15 protein-coding genes are annotated in these 18,583 nt (G+C 60.7%); 3 read left to right on the forward strand and 12 right to left on the reverse strand.

Annotation, left to right across the window (positions count from 1 at the left end):
* Window positions 1-19: 19 nt before the first annotated feature.
* The gene (locus AC3WTM_RS14060; RefSeq protein ID WP_102669234.1) at window positions 20-1,294 is read right to left on the reverse strand and encodes an Hsp70 family protein; all 1,275 of its coding nucleotides are present in this window, start codon (window positions 1,292-1,294) and stop codon (window positions 20-22) included.
* A gap of 298 nt (window positions 1,295-1,592) precedes the next feature.
* Here AC3WTM_RS14060 and AC3WTM_RS14065 point away from each other — a divergent pair, with 298 nt between their 5' ends.
* Window positions 1,593-2,537 (forward strand): DnaJ C-terminal domain-containing protein, encoded by a 945-nt coding sequence (locus AC3WTM_RS14065; protein ID WP_102669233.1) that lies wholly within the window; start codon window positions 1,593-1,595, stop codon window positions 2,535-2,537.
* 27 nt (window positions 2,538-2,564) lie between these two features.
* On the forward strand, window positions 2,565-2,870 hold the full coding sequence (locus AC3WTM_RS14070; RefSeq protein ID WP_102669232.1) for a chaperone modulator CbpM: 306 nt from the start codon (window positions 2,565-2,567) through the stop codon (window positions 2,868-2,870).
* A 43-nt stretch (window positions 2,871-2,913) separates the two neighbouring features.
* Here the strand turns inward: AC3WTM_RS14070 and AC3WTM_RS14075 are convergent, their stop codons facing one another.
* Window positions 2,914-4,044, reverse strand: coding sequence for a sensor histidine kinase (locus AC3WTM_RS14075; protein WP_102669231.1), 1,131 nt, complete (start codon window positions 4,042-4,044; stop codon window positions 2,914-2,916).
* Between the two features lie 248 nt (window positions 4,045-4,292).
* Between AC3WTM_RS14075 and AC3WTM_RS14080 the strand changes: the two genes are divergently transcribed.
* A complete protein-coding gene (locus AC3WTM_RS14080) occupies window positions 4,293-9,551 on the forward strand; it encodes an NEL-type E3 ubiquitin ligase domain-containing protein (protein ID WP_102669230.1) in 5,259 nt (1,752 codons plus the stop codon).
* A 66-nt stretch (window positions 9,552-9,617) separates the two neighbouring features.
* On the opposite strand, the gene ureC is transcribed toward AC3WTM_RS14080, so the two are convergent.
* The 10 genes from ureC to urtB form a co-directional block, all read right to left on the reverse strand.
* On the reverse strand, window positions 9,618-11,318 hold the full coding sequence (gene ureC, locus AC3WTM_RS14085; protein WP_102669229.1) for an urease subunit alpha: 1,701 nt from the start codon (window positions 11,316-11,318) through the stop codon (window positions 9,618-9,620).
* A 138-nt stretch (window positions 11,319-11,456) separates the two neighbouring features.
* Window positions 11,457-11,762: an urease subunit beta gene (locus tag AC3WTM_RS14090; protein ID WP_102669228.1), complete on the reverse strand. Its 306-nt coding sequence runs from the start codon at window positions 11,760-11,762 to the stop codon at window positions 11,457-11,459.
* Window positions 11,762-12,295: a GNAT family N-acetyltransferase gene (locus tag AC3WTM_RS14095; RefSeq protein ID WP_102669227.1), complete on the reverse strand. Its 534-nt coding sequence runs from the start codon at window positions 12,293-12,295 to the stop codon at window positions 11,762-11,764. Before AC3WTM_RS14095 ends, AC3WTM_RS14090 begins: the two co-directional genes overlap by 1 nt.
* A 6-nt stretch (window positions 12,296-12,301) precedes the next feature.
* A complete protein-coding gene (locus AC3WTM_RS14100) occupies window positions 12,302-12,835 on the reverse strand; it encodes a GNAT family N-acetyltransferase (RefSeq protein WP_102669226.1) in 534 nt (177 codons plus the stop codon).
* 9 nt (window positions 12,836-12,844) lie between these two features.
* Entirely contained in the window at window positions 12,845-13,147 is a 303-nt protein-coding gene (gene ureA, locus AC3WTM_RS14105; RefSeq protein WP_102669225.1) for an urease subunit gamma, read from the reverse strand.
* Window positions 13,148-13,208: 61 nt separating this feature from the next.
* Window positions 13,209-14,048, reverse strand: a complete 840-nt coding sequence (locus AC3WTM_RS14110) for an urease accessory protein UreD (RefSeq protein WP_102669224.1) — start codon at window positions 14,046-14,048, stop codon at window positions 13,209-13,211.
* A 161-nt stretch (window positions 14,049-14,209) separates the two neighbouring features.
* Complete coding sequence (gene urtE / locus AC3WTM_RS14115) at window positions 14,210-14,908, reverse strand: urea ABC transporter ATP-binding subunit UrtE (RefSeq protein ID WP_057712190.1); 699 nt, start codon at window positions 14,906-14,908, stop codon at window positions 14,210-14,212.
* A gap of 134 nt (window positions 14,909-15,042) precedes the next feature.
* The gene (gene urtD / locus AC3WTM_RS14120; RefSeq protein ID WP_102669223.1) at window positions 15,043-15,912 is read right to left on the reverse strand and encodes an urea ABC transporter ATP-binding protein UrtD; all 870 of its coding nucleotides are present in this window, start codon (window positions 15,910-15,912) and stop codon (window positions 15,043-15,045) included.
* Window positions 15,909-16,988 carry an urea ABC transporter permease subunit UrtC gene (gene urtC / locus AC3WTM_RS14125; protein WP_102669222.1) on the reverse strand — a complete coding sequence of 360 codons (1,080 nt, stop codon included), beginning with the start codon at window positions 16,986-16,988 and terminating at the stop codon, window positions 15,909-15,911. Before urtC ends, urtD begins: the two co-directional genes overlap by 4 nt.
* Entirely contained in the window at window positions 16,988-18,490 is a 1,503-nt protein-coding gene (gene urtB, locus AC3WTM_RS14130; RefSeq protein WP_102669221.1) for an urea ABC transporter permease subunit UrtB, read from the reverse strand. The genes urtC and urtB overlap by 1 nt, the downstream gene beginning before the upstream one ends.
* Between the last annotated feature and the right edge of the window lie 93 nt (window positions 18,491-18,583).

Here is an 18,583-nt window from a genome sequence, read left to right on the forward strand (position 1 = left end):
GAGGCACCTCGGTTCTGGATCAGTCCATAGAGCCGTAACGCTTGGCCGCTTCAATCGCCAGACCGCTACCGATACTGCCAAAGATGTTCCCTTCCACATGCCGTGCATTCGGCAACATCGCCGAAACACTGTTGCGCAGGGCGGGGATCCCGCTCGAGCCGCCGGTGAAAAACACCGTATCGACCTGATCGACCCGCACATCGGCGTCTGCCAGCAGTTGGGTGACGCTGTTGCGCACCCGCTCCAGCAGGCTGTCGATGGCTGACTCGAACAGCGCACGGCTCAGGTCCACACTCAGGCCCGTTTCAATGCGATCCAGCGGCACGTGGCGATTGTCGGCGTGGGTCAGCTGGATCTTGGTTTCTTCCACTTCCATGGCCAACCAGTGTCCGGCGCGCTGTTCGATCAGCTTGAACAGGCGGTCGATACCGCCGGTGTCCTCAATGTCATAGCGCATGCTGCCCAGGGCCAGTTGCGATTTCTGCGAGTACACCGAGTTGATGGTGTGCCAGGTCGCCAGGTTCATGTGGTGACTGGTCGGCATGTAGGCGCCGCTCTTCATGCGGCTGCCGTAGCCGAACAGCGGCATCAGGCCTTGCAGGCTGAGCTGTTTGTCGAAGTCGGTTCCGCCGATGTGCACACCGCCGGTGGCGAGGATGTCCTCGTGGCGGTTATCCACACCCCGACGTTCCGGCGACAGGCGCACCAGTGAGAAGTCGGAGGTACCACCGCCGATGTCGACGATCAGTACCAGCTCTTCTTTCTCGATGGTTGACTCATAGTCGAACGCGGCGGCAATCGGCTCGTACTGGAACGAGACTTCCTTGAAACCGATCTTGCGCGCCACGTCTACCAGGGTGTCTTCGGCTTCCTTGTCGGCCATCGGGTCATCGTCGACAAAAAACACCGGGCGGCCCAGTACAACCTCTTCGAATTCCCGACCAGCGGAGGCTTCGGCACGGCTCTTGAGCTGGCCGATGAACAGCCCGAGCAGGTCCTTGAACGGCATCGCCGTGCCCAGGACGCTGGTGTCGTGCTTGATCAGCTTGGAACCCAGCAGGCTCTTGAGCGAGCGCATCAGGCGGCCTTCGTAGCCTTCCAGGTACTCGTGCAACGCCAGACGGCCGTATACCGGGCGACGTTCTTCGATATTGAAGAAGACTACCGACGGCAGGGTGATCTTGTCGTCCTCCAGCGCGATAAGCGTTTCCACGCCGGGGCGCAGCCAGCCGACGGTGGAGTTGGACGTGCCAAAGTCGATACCCAAGGCACGGGCTGGAGATGCGTTGTTCATGTCTTTCAGGTTCCGGTTAAAAAACGGCCGCGCAGTGTATGTCAGAGCGCGTCAGATTCGAAGGCCGGTTATCTGCTAATTCTTCGCAGACAATGCCTTGAAAGATGGGGCATCCCCCCCAAACTACCCTGCATCAACCGGACAGCCGCGGGAGTGCTCGCAAGAAGCCCCGCCTGCTGCCGATAAACTTCTGCAGCGCCGCCCGGTCACAAACTTGAGATTGGTCAAACCAATGGCTGCAAACAAGCGCATGCTGTGGCCTGTGGCGCGATTCTGATAACGGATGGTGATTCCCGCGATGGACTTCAAAGACTATTACAAGATTCTCGGCGTGGAGCCGACCGCAGACGATAAGGCGATCAAGGCCGCCTATCGCAAGCTGGCGCGCAAATACCACCCCGACGTCAGCAAGGAAAAGGATGCCGAGGCCAAGTTCAAGGACGCTTCGGAAGCCTATGAAGCACTGAAAAGCGCCGACAAACGCGCCGAATACGATGATTTGCGCCGCTACGGCCAGCACGGCCAGCCGTTCCAGGGGCCACCGGGCTGGCAGAGCCGTGGTGGTTTCGGTGGTGGCGGCCAGGACACGGGCGATTTCTCGGACTTTTTCAGTTCGATATTCGGTAACCGTGGGCCAGGCTTTGGTGGTGGACAGTCACGTCGCAGCACCGGACGTCGAGGGCAGGACGTGGAAATGGAGCTTGGGGTTTTTCTCGAAGAAACATTGTCGACTGAGTCGAAGAAGGTCACCTTCCAGGTGCCGCAGTACAATCCGGCCGGCCAGCATGTGAGCAACACCAGCAAAAGCCTGAACGTGAAGATCCCGGCCGGCGTGAGCGACGGCGAGCGCATTCGCCTCAAGGGGCAGGGCGCTCCGGGTGTGGGTGGCGGGGCCAATGGCGATCTGTACCTGACGATCCGTTTTGCACCGCACCCGAAATTTGACGTTGAAGGCGAGAACCTGATCATCACCTTGCCATTGGCACCGTGGGAGCTGGCGCTGGGTGCCGAAGTCGCCGTGCCGACCCTGACCGGCAAGATCAATCTCAAGGTGCCGGCCGGCAGCCAGAACGGCCAGCGCATGCGCGCCAAGGGCCATGGCCTGATGAACAAAGCCGGTGAGCGTGGTTACCTGTTCGTGCAACTGAAGGCCGTGATGCCGAAGAAGTCCGACGATGACATCAAGGCCCTGTGGCAAGAGCTGGCGAAAAAGGCCGCATTCGACCCGCGAGAGCATTTTTGATCCCTTGGAACCAAGGAGACACTGACAATGAGCAGTCCCCTGAACGTTCAACTGGACATGGCGGAATTCTGTGAGGCGGCCGAGCTGTCGGACGTCTACGTGATCGAAATCGTCGAGCACGGCATCCTCGAACCTCAGGGCGCTCAGCCCAAGGACTGGGTTTTCAACGACTACGAACTGGCCCTGGCCAAGCGCGCCGCCAAGTTGCGGCGCGACCTGGACCTTGAATGGGAAGGCGTCGCCCTGGCGCTGGACCTGCTTGAAGAAGTCCAGCAATTGCGGGCCGAGAACCGCATGCTTAAGCAGCGGTTAGGGCGATTGGTAGTGGAATAACACAATCTACCTTCAACCCTGTAGGAGCAGCCTTCGGCAGCTCCTACATTGAGTTGCGTGGCAACATCACCGTAAACAACGTGCCGTCCTCTTCGTTCGAGGTGACTTCAATCGTCCCCTGATGCGCATCCACCACTTCCTTGACGATAAACAACCCCAGCCCGAGGCTGGTGGAAGGCTGCCCCAGCTCTTCGTCGGCGCTGCGCACCAGCGGATCGAAAATCGTGGCGATGGCGTCCTCGGGAATCGGCACGCCGAAGTTATGCACAGTCAGGCGCACCGCATCCGGCTGGCCCTTGAGGGTCACAGTCACGTCGCGTTTGTTCGAACCGTGCTGCAAGGCGTTGCCAATCAGGTTCTGCAATAGCTGAGTGAGTCGACCCGCGTCCCACACACCGTGGGTGTCTCCGAGTATTTCCAAGGTTGGATCGCATGCAGGGTTGCCAGCGCAGGCTTCGGCAATCGCCGCATGGGCCACTTCGGCCAGGTCCAATGGGCGTCGCTCGATAGGCAAGCTCTTGCCCAGGCGGCTGCGCACCAACTCCAGCAAGTCGCCGACCATCATCGCCATATGTCGCGTGCCCCGCTGGATGTGGGTCGCGCAGGTCAGGGCATCGCCCTCCAGTGGAGTTTTGCGCAGCAGCAGTTCGATGGACATGCTTACCGCTTGCAGGGGCGCGCGCAGGTCGTGGCCGAGAATCGCCAGGAAGATGTCCCGCGAGCGGTTGACCTGGTCGGCATAGGCGGCCGTGGATTCGGCCAACGCTTCGTCGATGGCTTCATTGAAACGGATCATGTCCTGGAAGTAAGCCATGTCGGGGGACTCGAGACTGTCTACCCACAGGCGGATCACGCAGGCGCGAAGATGGCGGAATTCGCTGGTCATCTGCACCAGATCAAACCCCACGTTATGACGCAATTCGCCGTGGCTGGCGCCAGCCTCGTCCAGGCTTGGCGTTTTTTCCGGACCTTCACCGCGAGCTTTGGCTGCCTGTTCATCGGGGCTTTGCGGTTTGGTCATGTCCCGCGAGGCGGCCAGCAGGATCGATTTCGCGTGGTCGCGCAACGAAGCGCTGTCCATGGATTCGGCGGCAGGGGTGATGGTCTTGGCGAACTGCTCCCACTCATTGACGATGCGATCAACATTACACACGATGAATTCGGAAAGACGCATAGCGGTTACCTGAACATGGATCGAAGGATAGCGTTTCGAATATTAGTCCCTTTGGCGGGAAAAACACGACTACTCATGCTGTGGCATAACCATGGGCAGCAATGGCGGTATTTATGTATTGGCAGCTCCTTGATTTTCGAACTGTTAGAGCCTTTTGAAGCGTTGGCCCAACAGTAATTTGGTCTTTTGTTTTAGGCTCCGGTGCACGAGTCTGTTCGCTCCTATCCTGTTATCAAGGTGATTGAACAGTGTCTGATTTGCATGGAAGCAACTGGCTGGAAACGCCCGCCAAAACCAACGGTGTTCATTACGAGCGTGTACTGGGCGCCATACCCGACGCAATAAAAAAGGCGTCGATGTCGAGAATGAAAGGCCTTGAAACACTAAGGCCTGAAATGCCCGAGTGGTACAGCGCGGCACGGGAAGTCGACCGACAATATCTGAAAGGGTTGATTGAAGAACAAGGACGCTTGCAAGGCGTGCTGGACAAGTCCCTGGGCAACTTGCAACACGATATCAATGCCTTCGCCAAACCGCTGCTCAGTGCATCGATGCAGGCGAACTTCAATACTGTGGAGAACATCGACGCACTCAGCGTGCAACTTGAAGTACCCAGTAATATTGCCTTTGTCATTGATACCGGGGCCAGCCGCGTTCGACAGTCCACGTTGCTGGAAGCGGCGTTGCACAATTTCGAGGAAGCAGAAACTACCGAAGACGCCTGGCGCAGCAGCTCGGGTATCTATCGCAAGGAAGAGCGCGGCAGCCTCGTGCTTGAGACCGCGATTCCCTTGCCCAGGTTTGCATCGATGTGCCGCAGCCTCGACATTGGCGGACAGTACCAGCGGCATATCAAATCCATCTTGCTGCCGACCACAACTGAAGCACGACGCGCCTTGCAGGACGAGTCGGTGGCCAGTGAAAAAGCCGCTTTTCAGGTAGCTTCACTGGTCGCGCGATTGAAAGGCGATATCAGCGACCATGCCTACGGCAAACTCGGGCAGATACGCGAGAGCCAGGCCGATACCACGCTGTACGACCAGCCGCTACATTGCCATCGATTGTCGCTGATGGGCTTTCGTTTGACGGGCATCGTGCTGTTCAGTGCCGTCAGCGATCCGTCGCAGATCAAGCAGGCGATCGATGCCTTGACCCCCGACTCAGTGAAATTCTGGAGCGAATGGTCGCAGCGCCTCTCGATATTGCCGGGAACGGAGTACGATCGGTTCAAATTGCTGCAGGCGTTTTTCGCCAATGGGCCGCAGGGGCTCAACGATGAGCTTTTGCGCCGCGATGACATCTACCATCAGAGTCGTTTGTCCGGCCACGTGATCGCCTATGTACCGGATGATCCGCAACATCCGCTCAAGGAGTACCCTTCGCTGGCCGCGTTCATGAAAACCCTGATCGGTCAGCTGCGAGACACGCAGTACCAGGCGTTTTTCAGCCGGTTCGTGGCGCAAAAGGACAAGGGGCTGTTTTTCAGCCGGGTCAACGAACGTCTGAAGACGTTTACCTGGCAGCAACGCGAGCCATTGGACATGGGGCCATGGTGGCGTGAAACGGCGGTCGAGAATCCCGATGCAGAACCCGTTACCAATCAGATCACGGGCGACCTGTGGGTGACATTGTTCGTTGAACGCCGCGACAAGGCCATCGTCGATGCCCGACGCATCGCGGTGCCGACCGGTGACGAGGACGCCAGCGCCCGCTTCAAGCGCCTGACCAGTTACCTGAACATCGGCTGGAACGTGTTCAATTTCGCCGCGATGCTGGTGCCCGGTCTGGGCGAAGCGATGCTGGGCATCATGATTGCGCAGATGCTCGCCGAAGTGGCCGAAGGCATCGAAGACTGGAGCAAAGGGGACAAGGAAGAGGCCTCTGCCTATTTCAATGGAGTGCTGATCAACTTTGCGCAGTTGGCGCTCATGGGCGCCGGTCACGGGTTGCCAGGCGTCCAGCTGACGCCGATCAAGGTCTCGCCCTTTGTCGAAGGGCTCAAGCCTGTTGAGGTCGCCGGCAAGCAGCGTTTGTGGAATCCGGACCTGACGCCGTATCAACAATCGGTCACCTTGCCCAAGGATGGCGTCGTTGGTGGAAAAGGCTTGTACCGGCACCTTGATCAGGACCTGCTGCGCCTCGGCGACAAATGCTACGAAGTCAAACAGGACCCGAGCACTGGCGAGCATCGCCTGCAACACCCTTCGCGAGCCGATGCCTATCAGCCCTTGCTGGAGTACAACGACGCCGGCCTGTGGAAGACGGAACTCGATCAACCGCTTGAATGGGATCGGCGTCAATTGCTCCAGCGTCTGGGCGCCTCGGTGGATGGGTTCACCGATGAAACACTGGAGCAGATCCTGGCCGTCAGTGGTGTTCACGAAAATACACTGCGGCGGCTCCACGTGGAGCACGAAACCCCGCCCGCACTGCTGACCGATACCCTCAAGCGCTTCAAGGCGTACGCCGACGCAGAAGCTTGCGCAGAACAGATCCTGGCCGATCGAGTCGGCCAGGAGTGGGCCGATCTTGCCGTGCGCTTCATGACTGAGTTGCCGGGCTGGCCCGAGGGCAAGGCCATCGAAGTGTTCAAGGGGCCGGGGCTGTCGGGGGCGGCGTTCAAGGAGGGCTATGCCGACGCGTTGCCGGCCGATACCTTGCAGCTGACCTGGCAGGATCTAATCACCGGTGCGCTGCCTGCACGTGTGGTCGGGTTCCTGGATGAACAGGCCCTTCGCGAGACCCTGGGGCAGTGGTTTTCCGGAGACAAGACGGCGCGCACGAAGGCCTTGCGCGATCGCCTGGCCGAGCAGGCGCGGGGCAGCAAAAGGCGTTTGTTCGACAAGTTGTACGAGCGCCGGGAGCGTGCAGAGGATCCTCGTGTGAGTTTGCTCAAGGGGCACGAGTCGTCGCTTTCGACCAGCGTGGCGCAAGCACTTGTGGAACACGCCCCCCCCTCGGACCTGCAACATTGGGCCGAGAAACAGCGCGTGCCCTTGAGGCTTTCCCATCAGGCCCGGGAAGCGGCGCACCAGCTGCGAGTGGCGCGAGCGTATGAAGGCCTGTACCTCGGCGAGCTGCACAACACCGACACCGAGCGCCTGGAGCTGCACTCGCTGACAGCCCTGCCGGGCTGGCCCTCGGACCTGCGTCTGGAAATCCGTGAATTTTCTTTTTCAGGGCGGCTGCACGACAGTCTCGGCCCGGACGACGCGCCTACCCGCAAAGTGTTGATCCGGGGCGAGGATGGCCGATATGAAGCACGGGACGCGGGCGACGAGCACCTGCACGGCGCGGACAATTTGTATGCCGCCGTGCTGCACGCATTGCCCGACACCCAGCGCGCCGCCCTGGGTTTTGAAATCCATGACGCGGCAGGCCTTGAGCAGGCGGTAAAGTCAAAACCACTGGATCGAGCTGTGTTCGAGCCGATCCTGCGCGATAACCCGGTGCTCAAACCGTCCTACGACCCGAGCGTCATGCGCTTGCGCGGCGGCATGCGGGGTTACGCACAACAGGTCCCGCACGGCATGGGGCTGCGGCGACGGGCCCGTGCACTGTATCCGGGTTTTACCTCGGAGGAAGTCGAGACGCTGCTGGCGGACTTGGGTCAGGGCGAAGGTGCGGCGCATGAGGGACTGGCGGTGCTTGAGGCCGAGTTCAACCAGTTGAACCGTACCATGCAACGCTGGATGAACTCGCCGACCGAGTCCTTTCGTTTTAGCCCGGAGGGCGTGGCGGAGTGGCATGCGCGAAACAACATCTACAAAGCGCTCAGGCAATGCTGGCAGCGCACCGGGCCAGAGGGCATCGAGGCTACCGGGGTAGTGCGGCCGCAGGCGTTGAACCTGGACAACATTCCCAAGCTGGGCCGACTTCTGGAAACCCTGCCGAAGCTGGAGGCCAACTTTGACCATGTCACCAGGCTGAGCCTGCGCGGTGGCCAATTGCGTGCCGGGCACATGTCTTTCCTCGACTCGTTTCATCAGGTGCGCTACCTCAATCTGCAAGACAATCTGCTGACGGCCGTTCCGCAGGCGGTGGGGGACATGCGCCATCTCAGCCACCTGTTTCTTGACGGCAATAAAATTGAACTGGATGCATCGGCGGTAGATCGCCTGAAGAATCTGACGCGCATGACGTCCCTGCGCTTGAGTGGTAACCCCCTGAAGCTCATTCCAAACATCAGCCGAATGCCGCATTTGCAGGTGCTTTTGTTGCGCGAAACAGGGCTGGACAGCTGGCCTGTCGGGCTGTTTTCGCAGTCGCGACCGCGCGCTATCTATCTTGATCTGAGCGCTAACCCGATCAACCGGATACCTGAAGTCGCGCCCGGTTCATTTCGCGCAGAGTTGCTGGCGCGCACCGTGATCAGCAGGGATCCGCGTTGGATTTCGCCGGAAAATCTCGACATCCTGAAGTCTTACATCGAGTCGGTCGGCATGGACCCGGAGCGTCCTTATCCGCCCCTTGGCGTGCTCGACAGTTCGGATTGGGTGACGGGCATGTCTGAGCGGCAATGGCAGGCAAAACAGGAAGTCTGGAACGCGGTCGAGGATGAATTCGATTCAGTGCCGTTCTTCAACGAAATTCGCAGGCTCACCCAATCCGCCGACTTCAAGGCCGGCGGCACCTATCAGGCAGAGCTTACGGCCAAGGTCTGGCGCATGCTTGAGGCCATGGCCAGCGACACTGAACTGCGCATCAAGTTGTTCAACGAAGCCGCAACCCCCACCGAATGCGTGGATGGCGGGACGCAACTGTTCAATGCCATGGGCGTGCAGGTGATGGTTCACGAGGCCTACGCCCTCGTGCGCGCAGATCTGATCGAGACGCAATTGCTTGAGCTGGCCCTGGGCAAATCCCGGCTCGATGAACTCGGCGCCATCGCCCGTCACCGGGTGTCCGAGCGATTGGCGAAGGGAGAACAGTTCCGTCGGACCGGTGTCGATGGCGAAGTGACCGGTACGATCGATGAAGTGGAAGTGCACCTGGCCTACATGACCGATCTGGCGCAGCGCCTGGATTTACCGTGGCAGGCGCGGGGCATGCAGTTTCGCAGCATCGCCGAGGTCAGCAAAGAAATGATCGAGGCGGCGCTCGAGCGGATCAAGGCGCTGGAGGAGGGTGATCTGCTGATCGATCGGATCTTTGAGCAACCGCTCTGGAAGTCCTGGCTGGAGTCGACTTACCGCGAGGAATTGAATGGCTTGAAACGCCGGATCGACGCCACCACCGATTTGCAGGTTGCGTTGCAGCGCAGGGCCGAAGGTACGCGGCTCACCACCGAGGAAAAGGCTGCAGTGGAGGCGGAAATCAAGGGGCTGTGCAGCGAATTGGGCAAAAGTGAAGCAGACTATGCAGATGGCCGGGTGATGACTGACGAGGCGTATGTTCAAGCCTTGAATGACATCGACCGGCAGGTCACACAGCGGCTGAAGAACCTGACCCGAGAAGCGATGGCGCGGGCCAAGCTGGACCGGCTGCGGATTGGGGCCGATCAATAATCACGGAAAATACAAAGGCCTCGACACCCTGGGTGCGAGGCCTTTGTGTGGGGTGCAACAAACGGCTTAGAACAGGAAATAACGCTGGGCCATTGGCAAGGTTTGCGCTGGCTCACACCACAGCAACACGCCATCGGCCTTGACCTGATAGGTCTGCGGATCGACGTCGATGTTCGGCAGGTAGTCGTTGTGGATCAGGTCGGTTTTCTGCACGTCGCGGCAACCTTTGACCACGGCGATTTTCTTTTTCAAACCCAGGGCTTCAGGCAAGCCTGCATCCTGCGCCGCCTGGCTGATGAAGGTCAGGCTGGTGGCGTGCAGCGAACCTCCGTAGCTGGCGAACATCGGGCGGTAGTGCACCGGTTGTGGCGTCGGGATCGAGGCATTGGCGTCGCCCATCAGGCTGGCCGCGATGGCGCCGCCCTTGAGAATCAGCGTCGGTTTCACGCCAAAAAACGCCGGACGCCAAAGTACCAGATCCGCCCATTTGCCCACTTCGACCGAACCCACTTCATGGCTGATGCCGTGGGTGATCGCCGGGTTGATGGTGTACTTGGCGATGTAGCGTTTGGCGCGGAAGTTGTCGTTGCCTTCACCATCACCGGGTAGCGGCCCGCGTTGCTTTTTCATCTTGTCGGCGGTCTGCCAGGTGCGGGTGATGACTTCGCCGACCCGTCCCATGGCCTGGCTGTCGGAGCTGATCATCGAAAACGCACCGAGGTCGTGGAGGATGTCTTCGGCGGCAATCGTCTCGCGGCGGATGCGGCTTTCGGCGAAGGCCACATCCTCGGCAATGCTCGGGTCGAGGTGATGGCAGACCATCAGCATGTCGAGGTGTTCATCAATGGTGTTGCGGGTGAACGGCCGGGTCGGATTGGTGGAGCTCGGCAGCACGTTGGCAAGACCACAGGCCTTGATGATGTCCGGCGCGTGACCGCCACCGGCACCTTCGGTGTGATAGGTGTGAATGGTGCGGCCCTTGAAGGCGGCAATGGTGGTCTCGACGAAACCGGATTCGTTGAGGGTGTCGGTGTGGATCGCCACCTGCACGTCGAACCGGTCGGCCACGCTGAGGCAGTTGTCGATACTCGCCGGCGTGGTGCCCCAGTCCTCATGCAACTTGAGGCCGATGGCGCCGGCCTTGACCTGCTCGATCAATGGTTCCGGCAGGCTGGCATTGCCTTTGCCGGTCAGGCCGATGTTCATCGGGAACGCATCGGCGGCCTGGAGCATGCGCGCCAGGTGCCACGGCCCGGAAGTGCAGGTGGTCGCATTGGTGCCAGTGGCCGGTCCGGTGCCGCCACCGATCATGGTGGTGACGCCGCTCATCAATGCCTCTTCGATCTGTTGTGGGCAGATGAAGTGGATGTGGGTGTCGATGCCGCCGGCGGTGAGGATCATGCCTTCGCCAGCGATGACTTCGGTGCTGGCGCCAATGGCAATGTTGACGTTGGGCTGGATGTCCGGATTGCCGGCCTTGCCGATCGCCGCGATGCGCCCGTCCTTGAGACCGACGTCGGCCTTGACGATGCCCCAGTGATCGATGATCAGTGCGTTGGTGATCAGGGTATCGACCACCTCGGCGGCTAACAACTGGCTCTGACCCTGGCCATCACGGATGACTTTACCGCCACCGAATTTCACTTCTTCGCCGTAAGTGGTGAAGTCCTGTTCCACTTCGATCCACAACTCGGTGTCGGCCAGGCGCACTTTGTCGCCGACAGTGGGACCGAACATGTCGGCGTAGGCTTGACGGGAAATCTTCATGTGTTCGCCTTGAGATTCAATTGAATTTGAAATCGTTCGCTGCGCTCACATCGCGAGCAAGCCCGCTCCCACAGTTGATCGCGTTCCCCTGTGGGAGCGAGCTTGCTCGCGATGGGGGCGGTACTGACAACGCATTAATCAGAGATCGCCCATGATCCGCCCGGCAAACCCGAACACCCGACGATGCCCGGCCAGGTCCACCAACTCCACCTCGCGGCTCTGCCCCGGTTCGAAGCGCACGGCGGTGCCGGCAGGAATATTCAAGCGCATGCCACGGCTGGCGGCGCGGTCGAATGTCAGGGCGTCGTTGGTTTCGAAAAAGTGGTAATGCGAGCCAACCTGGATCGGCCGGTCGCCGCTGTTGGCCACCTTCAGGCTGAGGGTGCGCCGGCCAACGTTGAGCTCGATCTCGCCGGGCTGGATCTGGTATTCACCGGGAATCATCAGTGGGCTCCTTGGAGAATCTTGTAGTAGAGGGCGGTCGGCTTGTAGCGGCCGCTCGGGTCGCAGGCGTAGTCGGGGATTTCACCGGCGCGGGTGTAACCCAGCGATTGGTAGAAGGCTTCGGCGGGCGAACCGGCTTCGGTGTCGAGGTAAATCATGCCGCGCTTTTGCTGCAGGGCAGCCGCTTCCAGAGCGCTCATCAGTTGCTGGCCCAGACCGCGACGCCGCGCATCTTCGCGCACCAGCAGCTTCTGCACTTCGGCGCGGTTCAGGCCGTTGGCTTTCTGGCACAGACTCAGTTGCACGCTGGCCTGTACCTGCTCGTCCTTGACCACCACCCACAGCAACACACTGCCTTTGTTCAGGTTGTCCTGGACTTCATCGAACCAGGCGTGGGCCTGGGCCGCATCGAGGTCAGCCATGAAGCCGACACTGGCGCCATAGCCGACGGCATCGAGCAGCAGATCGATCAGGCCCTGGCGATAATGCGCAAAGCTTTCGACGTTGACGCGTCGCAGTTGGGCGGCGTTCATCGGGCATTACTCCTGGTTGATGCTGGGCGGCTGCGCGCCGGGGTCGAGGGTCAATTGCATGAAAGTCAGGTCCAGCCAGCGACCGAACTTGGTGCCAACCTGCGGCATTTGCCCGGTGGTGATAAAGCCGATGCGCTCATGCAAGCGAATGGAGGCGAGGTTACCGCTTTCGATGGCGGCGACCATCACGTGCTTGCCGCAGCCTTTGGCACGCTCGATCAGTGCTTCCATCAGTTGCGGACCGAGGCCGTTGCCGCGCTGGTCGCTGCGCACGTAGACCGAGTGTTCGACGGTGTGACGGAAACCATCGAAAGGTCGCCAGTCGCCGAACGAGGCATACCCGAGCACCGTGTTGTCGGCATCGACGATCACCAGAACCGGATAAGCCTGGGATTGCCGAGCGCTGAACCAGGTCTGGCGGTTGCCGAGGTCGACTGCCTGCTCGTTCCAGATTGCCGTGGTGTTGAGCACCGCGTCGTTGTAGATGTCGCGGATGGCCGGCAGATCGGCATGCACGGCATCGCGGATGTGGTAGGTCATGGCGCGGCCTCAGGCGATGGGTTGGTGGACTGTGACCAGTTTGGTGCCGTCGGGGAAGGTGGCCTCGACCTGGATTTCCGGGATCATTTCCGGGATACCTTCCATCACTTGTTCGCGGGTCAACAGGGTGGTACCGAAGTGCATCAGCTCGGCCACGGTCTGGCCGTCGCGGGCGCCTTCAAGCAACGCTGCGCAAATGTAGGCCATGGCCTCCGGGTAATTGAGCTTCACACCGCGAGCCAAACGCCGCTCGGCCACCAGGCCGGCGGTGAAGATCAGCAGCTTGTCTTTTTCGCGTGGGGTCAGGTCCATCGTAGACATCCATCCGGGCAGATTAAAAAGAGTGGGATCTGCTCCCACATTGAATGGTATTTCACGTGTTCCAAATTCGTGGTGGCACGGCCTCGCGCCCCAATGATGCCGGTCTTAACAATCGCCATAGGTCGATTAGCCAGCCTCGCGCCAACAGCGCCTCACTGGCCAGGCATCGGGCAACCAGCAGCCCCGGCAACTGCGTCAGATCCCCGCGCACGTCATGGCTCAGCGAGCGGCAGCGCTCCAGTAGTTCGCTATCAATTTCACCCGTCACCAGCAATGTCGCAAACACCGGCTGCCCATCCAGCCCAATCGGCGAATCGAGCAAACCGTCAGCCCCGACAATGCGCTGGCGTTCGTGCCAGAGCAACTGACCGTCGCGGCGGATATCCAGTTGCGCCTGAAAGTGCCCGAGGTCGAAGCGTTCGCCACTGGCCGGACGGCCCAAGGCCACGACGTCCCAGTAGAACAGCCGCGCATCGCCTTCAAGCTCAATGCAAGTGCTGAGTTCAGCTCGGGCAGCACTGAAAATGATCGTCTCCTGGGGCAACCATTCCAGTGTCGCACCGGCCGCTACTCGCAAGCTCAGCCGCTGAAACGCGGGACCAGCCGCACGATACCACTTGGCTGCCCCGGGGCTGGTGATCTGCGCCCAGGCGTCAGTGCCGACGCTGGCCGAAATGTCCAGTCGATCACCACCGGCAATTCCGCCTGGGGGGTGGACGATGATGTGCTGGCAGACTTCAGGCCCTTCGGCGTACAGGTGCTTTTGCACCCGCAGTGGGCCTTTGTGTCGACGCTGGACCGGGCGGGTGGTGTTGTCGAATCGGGCGTAGCCCAGTTCCAGTTCGGCATGCCAACTGGGGGTAAACAAAACGCCGGATGCAGGAAGAGTCATGGTCAGTGCTTATCGAGAGGTCCTCAGGAGGGTTGCAAAGGCTGTGCCGCAGGGCATCACTGGAATGAGAGCGCCGTTGAGCGTCGCCGCGCACCAGTTGAGGGCGCAGCGTGGAAGATGGTGCGACAAAATGGTGCTTCGAGCCCGCTGTGGACGGAAGCTCAGATCGTGACCAGCCCGCGCACCCCTTCAGCTTCCATATTCTCGCCGCGACCCTGTTGCACGATTTCACCCCGGGACATCACCAGGTATTGATCGGCCAGTTCGGCGGCGAAATCGTAGAACTGCTCAACCAGCAGAATGGCCATGTCGCCACGGGCCGCGAGTTTCTTGATCACCGCGCCGATCTCCTTGATCACCGAGGGTTGGATGCCTTCGGTGGGCTCATCGAGGATCAGCAGGCGAGGGCGGCTGGCCAGTGCACGACCGATCGCCAGTTGTTGTTGCTGACCACCGGACAGGTCACCCCCTCGGCGTTGCTTCATTTGCAGCAGCACCGGGAACAGCTCGTAGATGAACGCCGGCACTTCCTTTGCCTCACTGCCGGGAAACCGCGACAGGCCCATCAGCAGGTTCTCTTCCACGGTGAGGCGGCCGAAGATCTCCCGGCCCTGTGGCACGTAGGCGATGCCGGCATGCACACGCTGGTGCGGTTTGAAGGCGGTGATTGGCTTGCCTTCCCAATTGACCGCGCCTTCTTTGGCCGGCAGCAGGCCCATCAGGCATTTGAGCAGCGTGGTCTTGCCCACACCGTTGCGCCCGAGCAGGCAGGTGACTTCACCGACCTTTACGTCAAACGTCAGGCCACGCAGGATGTGGCTCCCGCCGTAGTACTGGTGCAGCTTTTCGACTTGCAGCATTTCCAGACTCTCCTCAGATCCCCTGTGGGAGCGAGCTTGCTCGCGATGGCGTCGGCACACTCAACATTGTTGTTGACTGATACACCGCTATCGCGAGCAAGCTCGCTCCCACAGTTGGATAGGTGTTTGCAAGTTTAGCGACCGAGGTACACCTCGATCACCCGCTCGTTGTCCTGCACCTGCTCCAGCGACCCTTCGGCCAGCACGCTGCCCTGATGCAACACCGTGACGTGGTCGGCAATCGAGCCGACGAAGCCCATGTCGTGTTCCACCACCATCAGCGAGTGCTTGCCGGCCAGGCTCTTGAACAACTCGGCGGTGAATTCGGTTTCGGCGTCGGTCATGCCCGCAACCGGTTCGTCGAGCAGCAGCAATTGCGGGTCCTGCATCAGCAGCATGCCGATCTCCAGGAATTGTTTCTGGCCGTGGGACAACAGACCGGCCGGACGATTGACCGACGAGGTCAGGCGAATGGTATCCAGCACTTGAGCGATGCGGTCTTTCTGCTCGCCGCTCATGCGCGCCCGCAGGCTGGCCCAAACGGATTTGTCGGTTTTCTGCGCCAGCTCAAGGTTTTCGAACACGCTCAAGGCTTCGAACACCGTGGGCTTCTGGAACTTGCGGCCGATACCGGCCTGGGCGATCTGCACTTCGCTCATTTGCGTCAGGTCCAGGGTTTCGCCGAACCAGGCCTTGCCGTGACTGGGGCGGGTCTTGCCGGTGATCACGTCCATCAGGGTGGTCTTGCCCGCGCCGTTGGGGCCGATGATGCAGCGCAGTTCGCCGACGCCGATGTACAGGTTCAGATTGTTCAACGCGCGGAAGCCATCGAAGCTGACGCTGATGTCTTCCAGGGTCAGGATGGTGCCGTGGCGCGTGTTCAGCCCTTTGCCGGCACGTTGGCCGAGGCCGATGGCATCGCGGCTGCTGCCGGCGTCCTTGTTGGGCTCCACAGGAAAAAACGCCGGTTCGAGCATGAATTCAGCCGTTGCAGTGACTCTCATGATTCACCTCTTTTTTTCAGCAGACCGATCACGCCCTTGGGCAGGTACAGGGTCACGACGATGAACAGCGCACCTAGGAAGAACAGCCAGTATTCGGGGAATGCCACGGTGAACCAGCTCTTCATGCCGTTGACCACACCGGCACCGAGCAACGGACCGATCAAGGTGCCGCGACCGCCAAGGGCCACCCACACCGCTGCTTCGATAGAGTTGGTCGGCGACATCTCACTCGGGTTGATGATCCCCACTTGCGGCACGAACAGCGCACCGGCCAGGCCACACAGCACCGCGCTCAATACCCAGACAAACAACTTGAACCCGCGCGGGTCGTAGCCACAGAACATCAAGCGGTTTTCCGCATCGCGCAGTGCGGTCAGTACCCGGCCGAACTTGCTTTGCGCCAGACGCCAGCCGATAAACAGGCTCGCCACCAGCAACAGCACCGTGGCGAAAAACAGCACTGCGCGGGTGCCCGGCTCGGTGATGCCGAAACCGAGAATCGTGCGGAAGTTGGTGAAGCCATTGTTGCCGCCGAAGCCGGTTTCGTTGCGGAAAAACAGTAGCATCCCGGCGAAGGTCAGGGCCTGGGTCATGATCGAGAAATACACGCCCTTGATCCGCGAGCGGAAGGCGAAGAAGCCGAACACCAAGGCCAGCAATCCCGGCGCCAAAACCACCAGGCACAGGGTCCAGAGGAAGCTGCTGGTACCAGTCCAGAACCACGGCATTTCGGTCCACGACAGGAACGTCATGAAGGCCGGCAAGTCATCACCCGCGGCCTGGCGCATCAGGTACATGCCCATGGCATAGCCGCCGAGGGCAAAGAACAGGCCGTGCCCGAGGGACAGAAGGCCGGCGTAGCCCCATACCAGATCCAGCGCCAGTGCGACGATGGCGTAGCAAAGAATCTTGCCGACCAGGGTCAGCGTATAGGCTGAAATATGCAGTGGGCTGTCCACCGGTAACAACGACAGGAGCGGTAGCGCCAACAGTAAAGCGAGGATCACTGCACCTGCGGCAATCGAGGCTTTAGGGCCGGCTTTTTGGGTCGCGGTAACGAGCAGGGGCTGGTTCATCAGTCGATCACCCGTCCTTTGAGTGCGAAGAGGCCTTGCGGACGTTTCTGGATGAACAGAATGATCAGCGCGAGGATGAGGATTTTGCCGAGTACGGCGCCGATCTGCGGTTCGAGAATCTTGTTGGCGATCCCCAGGCCAAACGCCGCCAGCACGCTACCGGCCAACTGACCGACACCGCCGAGCACCACCACCAGGAACGAATCGATGATGTAGCTCTGGCCGAGGTCCGGGCCGACGTTGCCGATCTGGCTCAGGGCCACACCGCCAAGGCCGGCGATGCCCGAACCGAGACCGAAGGCGAGCATGTCCACGCGTCCGGTGGGAACGCCGCAGCAGGCGGCCATGTTGCGGTTCTGGGTGACGGCGCGAACATTCAGGCCCAGGCGAGTCTTGTTCAGCAGCAGCCAGGTCAGCACCACCACAAACAGCGCAAAGGCAATGATGACGATGCGGTTGTACGGCAGCACCAGGTTCGGTAGCACTTGAATGCCGCCCGACAGCCACGCGGGGTTGGCCACTTCGACGTTCTGCGCGCCGAACACCAGGCGAACCAGTTGAATCAGCATGAGGCTGATGCCCCAGGTGGCGAGCAGGGTTTCCAGTGGGCGGCCATAGAGGTGGCGAATCACCGTGCGCTCCAGCGCCATGCCGATGGCCGCGGTGACGAAAAACGCCACCGGTAGCGCGATCAGCGGATAGAACTCGATGGCCTGCGGGGCCAAGCGCTGGAACATCAGTTGCACGACGTAGGTCGAGTAGGCCCCGAGCATCAGCATTTCGCCGTGGGCCATGTTGATCACACCGAGCAGGCCGAAAGTGATCGCAAGTCCCAGGGCCGCGAGCAGCAGAATCGAGCCCAGGGACATGCCGCTGAATGCCTGGCCGAGCATCTCGCCGACCAGCAGTTTGCGTTTGACTTGAGCGAGGCTGGTTTCGGCCGCAGTGCGTACGGTGGCATCAGCCTCAACGCCAGGATCGAGCAAGCCTTCGAGGCGGGTGCGGGCCAGGGGATCACCCGTTTCGCCGAGCAAGCGCACAGCGGCCAGCCGTACAGCCGGGTCCGTATCCACCAGTTGCAGGTTGGCCAGAGCCAGGCTCAGTGCGGCGTGAACGCCTTCGTCCTTTTCGCCCGCCAGCTGTTGGTCGAGGAATTTCAACTGCGCCGGTTTGGCGCTTTTCTGTAGTTGCTGCGCGGCGGCCAGACGGATTTTGGCGTCGGCGGCGAGCAACTGATGAGTGGCCAGGGCAGTGTCGATCAGCCCCCGCAGGCGGTTGTTCAGGCGCAGGGCTTTCGGTTGCCCGTCGATGGTCAACTCGCCTTGTTGCAGGGCGTTGATCAATTCGATGCGAGCCGGATCGGGCTGCGCGGCCCAGGCTTCCAGCAGCCTGGCTTGCTGCACGGGATTGGCGGCGACGAAGTCTTCGGCGTCGCCGGCATGGGTGGCCATCGGCAGTAGCAGCACGAGGGCAAGGATGTAGCGGTAGAGGGCAGTGGGCATGTCATTGGCCTTACGCGATCAATGTGGGAGCGAGCTTGCTCGCGATAGCGGCGGTTCAGTCACAGTGATGTTGAATGTGCCGCCCTCATCGCG

The sequence above is a fragment of the Pseudomonas sp. EU05-FHT14B02 genome, assembly GCF_058791055.1.

What these genes read in the sequence shown, in the direction of transcription:
- AC3WTM_RS14065 (WP_102669233.1), top strand. Translation starts at nt 1,593, where the DNA reads ATGGACTTCAAAGACTATTACAAGATTCTCGGCGTGGAGCCGACCGCA.
- urtD (WP_102669223.1), bottom strand. Translation starts at nt 15,912, where the DNA reads ATGAGAGTCACTGCAACGGCTGAATTCATGCTCGAACCGGCGTTTTTT.
- AC3WTM_RS14095 (WP_102669227.1), bottom strand. Translation starts at nt 12,295, where the DNA reads ATGAACGCCGCCCAACTGCGACGCGTCAACGTCGAAAGCTTTGCGCAT.
- ureC (WP_102669229.1), bottom strand. Translation starts at nt 11,318, where the DNA reads ATGAAGATTTCCCGTCAAGCCTACGCCGACATGTTCGGTCCCACTGTC.
- urtC (WP_102669222.1), bottom strand. Translation starts at nt 16,988, where the DNA reads ATGAACCAGCCCCTGCTCGTTACCGCGACCCAAAAAGCCGGCCCTAAA.
- AC3WTM_RS14090 (WP_102669228.1), bottom strand. Translation starts at nt 11,762, where the DNA reads ATGATTCCCGGTGAATACCAGATCCAGCCCGGCGAGATCGAGCTCAAC.
- AC3WTM_RS14070 (WP_102669232.1), top strand. Translation starts at nt 2,565, where the DNA reads ATGAGCAGTCCCCTGAACGTTCAACTGGACATGGCGGAATTCTGTGAG.
- AC3WTM_RS14110 (WP_102669224.1), bottom strand. Translation starts at nt 14,048, where the DNA reads ATGACTCTTCCTGCATCCGGCGTTTTGTTTACCCCCAGTTGGCATGCC.
- urtB (WP_102669221.1), bottom strand. Translation starts at nt 18,490, where the DNA reads ATGCCCACTGCCCTCTACCGCTACATCCTTGCCCTCGTGCTGCTACTG.
- ureA (WP_102669225.1), bottom strand. Translation starts at nt 13,147, where the DNA reads ATGGACCTGACCCCACGCGAAAAAGACAAGCTGCTGATCTTCACCGCC.
- AC3WTM_RS14060 (WP_102669234.1), bottom strand. Translation starts at nt 1,294, where the DNA reads ATGAACAACGCATCTCCAGCCCGTGCCTTGGGTATCGACTTTGGCACG.
- AC3WTM_RS14075 (WP_102669231.1), bottom strand. Translation starts at nt 4,044, where the DNA reads ATGCGTCTTTCCGAATTCATCGTGTGTAATGTTGATCGCATCGTCAAT.
- urtE (WP_057712190.1), bottom strand. Translation starts at nt 14,908, where the DNA reads ATGCTGCAAGTCGAAAAGCTGCACCAGTACTACGGCGGGAGCCACATC.
- AC3WTM_RS14100 (WP_102669226.1), bottom strand. Translation starts at nt 12,835, where the DNA reads ATGACCTACCACATCCGCGATGCCGTGCATGCCGATCTGCCGGCCATC.